Raw genomic sequence first — 4,060 nt, forward strand, 5'->3', positions numbered from 1 at the left:
CCTCCATATCGTCTATTTCAATCTCGGTCATAAAACCGATTTTACCGAGATTTATTCCCAATACGGGAATTTTTCTTTTTGCACATTCCGCAGCTCTCTGCAAAATAGTACCGTCACCGCCGAGAACAATAAGATATTCCGCATTGTCAAGTATCTCGCTTTCGGCAACGTAATTAACATTCAATCCAAGAACGCTGTACGCCTCATCTATATAAATTTCAGCTTTTCCGTTTAAAAATTCAACAAGTCGCTTTGTGTTTACCAGACCTATATCCTTACTGTTATTAGGTATTACCGCTATTCTTTTCATAAATGTATCACCTCACTACCCCTATTATACATATTATACACCACAAATTGCTTTTTTTCAATAGTTTTTATCGCATTGATTTATTGATTTATATTTGCATTTTTTTTCGTTCTATGGTAAAATTCCTTTAATAATTAAGTGATAAGGGGAATTTAAAATGTCAATTTCATTTCGCGGAGCAAAAAAATATAAAAAGCATAACGGATTTGATAAATCAGCCGAAATACATTCACCGCTCCCTGCACCTGTATACTTTTTTAATCTTGTTCAAAACACTGATGTTACGTTAAGTCCGCTTGTCGAAGTCGGTGATACCGTTGAAATCGGTTCAAAAATCGCCGATCTTGAAAGCTATGACGCAATGCCGTTATACAGTTCCGTATCGGGTATTGTTACATCTGTAAGCGATACGTTTATATGTGTTGAAAATAATATGAAATACACCTCAGTCCAAACTCAAAAAACGGATGATATTGATTCTCTTACCACGCGTGAAATGTTGTGGATTATTCGTGAGGCAGGTATTTGTGAAGTCAGAAACGGTATTCCGGCACACATACTTTTAGGTACTGAAAAAACCCCTGAATATATTATAGTACCTACATTTGACAGCGACCCGTATGTTTCCTCGCCGCAGTTCGCCTCACTCGGAAACACCGAAAAAATCTTAAAAAGTCTTAACATTATGATGAAAATTCTTAATACAAAAAAGGCAATTATAGCCGTTGAAAATAATACAAAAAAGATATTTTCTGATTTCAAACTAAATCTTAGATATAACGAAAATATTTCTCTCTGCTCGCTCAAAGCACGTTATCCGCAGAGCAGCGATGACATTCTTGTGAAAACGCTTACAGGCAAGGATATTGACAAAATAAATACCGTCATACTGTCACCCGAAACACTTTGCAACATCTATGACGCACTTACATTCCAAAAGCCTGTTACGGAAAAAATTATAACGGTTTCAGGCGACGATATTCTTCCGCCGAATAATTACAAAGTGCCGATAGGCTTGCCTGTTTCGTCACTTCTTCACGACAGCGGATACACTTCTCCCGAAACGGTTATAGTCGGCGGTATCGTTGACGGTCGTCAAATCACCGACCTTGACGAGCCGATAACATCAAGTACAAATTCAATCATTGCATTCAATGACAAATCGAACATTCCAAAATACAGAAAAGAACTTATCTAATCAGATAAGTTCTTTTTCTTTTAAAGCTTTATAAAGCAATTCGTATGAACATTCAACAAAATTCTGAATATCTTCTTTTTGTGTATATTCAAATTTCCTGTCCGTATTTGAACTGTAGCTTTCGTAATAATCAACAATAAACTTAACCTGTTTTGTAAGCTGATTATGCTCGTAATACGGCAGATAATCTTTTATTTCACCCGCATTTTTCAGTATATCAAAAGTCGGATGATATGTAAGACTTCTTAAATGCCATACGTCAATATCATTCCAATCCTTTTTTATAACCTTTAAAAATTCGGGGTTTTTCTTATATTCCTCCGCATATTTAACCCTTGTCGGCATATACATCGTAACCGACCACATTATATCCGTCAGCAAATGTACATAATACCCAAGGTAAAACCAATAATCGGCGTTTGATTTATCGTTTAGATATTCCTTTTGGAAGTCGTTATATCGGCAATCACGTTTCATACCGCTCGGTGACCAATGAGTTATTTTAGGCGGCGGTGTGAACTCACCAAAACTGTCCTTGACCCCGTATCCGCAGTCAGGCGCAACACTGCCTATAACAAACTCTCTATGATATTTTTTAGCTATCAGATTATCAATAAAACACCTTGCCACTCTTAAATGAACTCCCCAAGTTGCCAATATAATACACCTCCGATTACCACTGAGCTATTGCTATATTATACAAAAGTTTAACGCTGTTTTCTATGTCACTCACGCTTGCCATTTCGGACGGTGAATGTACATATCTTGTCGGTACGGAAATACCGCCCGTCTTAATTCCTGCTCTTGTAAGATGAATTGCACCTGCGTCTGTACCGCCGTCCGTCATAATTTCAAGCTGATACGGAATTTTGTTTTTCTTAGCAGTTTCAATCATCATTGTGCGAACATCGGCATCACACATAATCGAACGGTCCATAACCTTTATAGCCGTACCCTTACCGAGTTCAATCGCCATAATCGGTGCGGACGGTGTATCGCCCGTATCGGTAACGTCAACCGCTACCGCAATATCTGGATTGATTGCAAAAGCTGCCGTTTTCGCTCCGCGAAGTCCCACTTCTTCTTGAGTTGTAAACACGAAATACAAGTCGTTTTCACAATCTTTTATTTCACTCAAAGCCTGCATTAAAATCGCACAGCCGACTCTGTTGTCAAGAGCCTTTGAAACAACCTTATCGCCACACTTCACAAATCCGCCGACAAATGACGCGGTATCACCGATTGAAACTATTTTCTCAGCCTCTTTCTTATCTGCCGCACCCAAATCAACGTATAATTTGCTTATAGCCGGTTTATCTTTAAAGCTTTCTTCCTCTGCACCGATTACGCCCTCAACGCCGTTTGCAAAACGCACACGAAGATTTACAAGATTTCTCAAATTAAGTCCGCCGACTGACGAAAAACGCACAAAGCCTTTATCGTCAATATCGGTTACAATTATACCAATCTCGTCCATATGTGCCGCGAACATAATCTTTTTGCCGCTGCCTTTTTTATGAGCGATAAGATTACCCATTGCATCAACCGAAAGTTCGTCACAATACTTTTTTACATTATCGGAAATAAACTTTCTGATTTCATTTTCCGAGCCCGAAACACTGTTTATTTGTGTTGCTTTTTCCAATACATTTAAAATATCCATTATATCATTTCTCCGATTTTATTTAAAAATAATCTGATATACTCCGTCATACTGTTAATATCATCAAGTGACATTACGGAAACAGGCGAATGAGAATATCTGCAAGGAACAGACGAACTCAGGCATATCGCACCGTCCGCTCCGCTCTGCATTGCACCGCCGTCACTTGTCTGTGGCATTAAAACCTGAGGCTGCACCTTTATTTTCGCCTTTTTAGCGGCTTTAATCATTTTTTCGGTTATTTCTTTATCCGAAATTATTGTTCTGTCTGCAAAATTAACAACCACACCGTCACCGAGTTTTACACCTGCATTACTTTCACAACCGTACATATCGGCTGTTTCGGCAGATGAAACCGACAATATAACATCGGCATTTATTCTGTGCGATACGATTTTCGCGCCTCTTGCACCGACTTCACTCTGTACCAAAAAGCACATATATGTGTCGTATTTATATTCTTTCTCAACCGCATTTATAAGCGAGGTACAAATACCGCTCCTGTCAAGTGCTTTGCCTTTGACGTTACTGCCAATTTGCATAAATTCAGTGTCAAAAGTCACATAATCGCCGAGTTTAACGTACTTTTCCGCATCCTCTTTGTCCTTTGCACCGATGTCAATAAACAGCTTTGAAGCTGCCACAACATTTTCACGTTCGGACTTTGTCTGCAAGTGTATCGCTTTCATACCGATAACACCCTTGATTTTATCAGCACCGATTACAACCTTTTTTGAAATAATTTTTCGCGGGTCAATATTGCCTACCGCCTTAAATTTCAAATAACCCTTTTCGGTTACTCCGCTTATGATAAAACCAGGTTCGTCCATATTAACCGCAACTGCGATTTTTTTACCGCTGTCACTGCCTTTTTTATATGCAATAACAT

The 4,060-nt window shown here is 38.7% G+C and carries 5 protein-coding genes; 1 reads left to right on the top strand and 4 read right to left on the bottom strand.

What is annotated here, in order from left to right; all coding sequences use genetic code 11:
- Positions 1-310 (bottom strand): NAD(+)/NADH kinase (locus ACLTU0_RS11080; RefSeq protein ID WP_412322490.1); only part of this gene is annotated, 310 nt, incomplete at its 3' end.
- Positions 311-467: 157 nt separating this feature from the next.
- On the opposite strand from ACLTU0_RS11080, the gene ACLTU0_RS11085 reads away from it, so the two are divergent.
- Positions 468-1,508 (top strand): hypothetical protein, encoded by a 1,041-nt coding sequence (locus ACLTU0_RS11085; RefSeq protein WP_412322491.1) that lies wholly within the window; start codon positions 468-470, stop codon positions 1,506-1,508.
- On the opposite strand, the gene ACLTU0_RS11090 is transcribed toward ACLTU0_RS11085, so the two are convergent.
- The 3 genes from ACLTU0_RS11090 to ACLTU0_RS11100 form a co-directional block, all read right to left on the bottom strand.
- Positions 1,509-2,165 (bottom strand): zinc dependent phospholipase C family protein, encoded by a 657-nt coding sequence (locus tag ACLTU0_RS11090; protein ID WP_412322493.1) that lies wholly within the window; start codon positions 2,163-2,165, stop codon positions 1,509-1,511. It abuts the gene before it with no gap.
- A 16-nt stretch (positions 2,166-2,181) separates the two neighbouring features.
- Positions 2,182-3,165 carry a M42 family metallopeptidase gene (locus ACLTU0_RS11095; protein ID WP_412322496.1) on the bottom strand — a complete coding sequence of 328 codons (984 nt, stop codon included), beginning with the start codon at positions 3,163-3,165 and terminating at the stop codon, positions 2,182-2,184.
- A 5-nt stretch (positions 3,166-3,170) separates the two neighbouring features.
- Positions 3,171-4,060 (bottom strand): M42 family metallopeptidase (locus ACLTU0_RS11100; RefSeq protein WP_412322494.1); only part of this gene is annotated, 890 nt, incomplete at its 5' end.

Source organism: Hominilimicola sp. (assembly GCF_046972485.1).
Classification (GTDB): Bacteria; Bacillota; Clostridia; order UBA1381; family UBA1381; genus Hominilimicola; species Hominilimicola fabiformis.

Excerpts from the sequence above, each read along its gene's own strand:
- ACLTU0_RS11085 (WP_412322491.1), top strand. The coding sequence starts at position 468 with ATGTCAATTTCATTTCGCGGAGCAAAAAAATATAAAAAGCATAACGGA.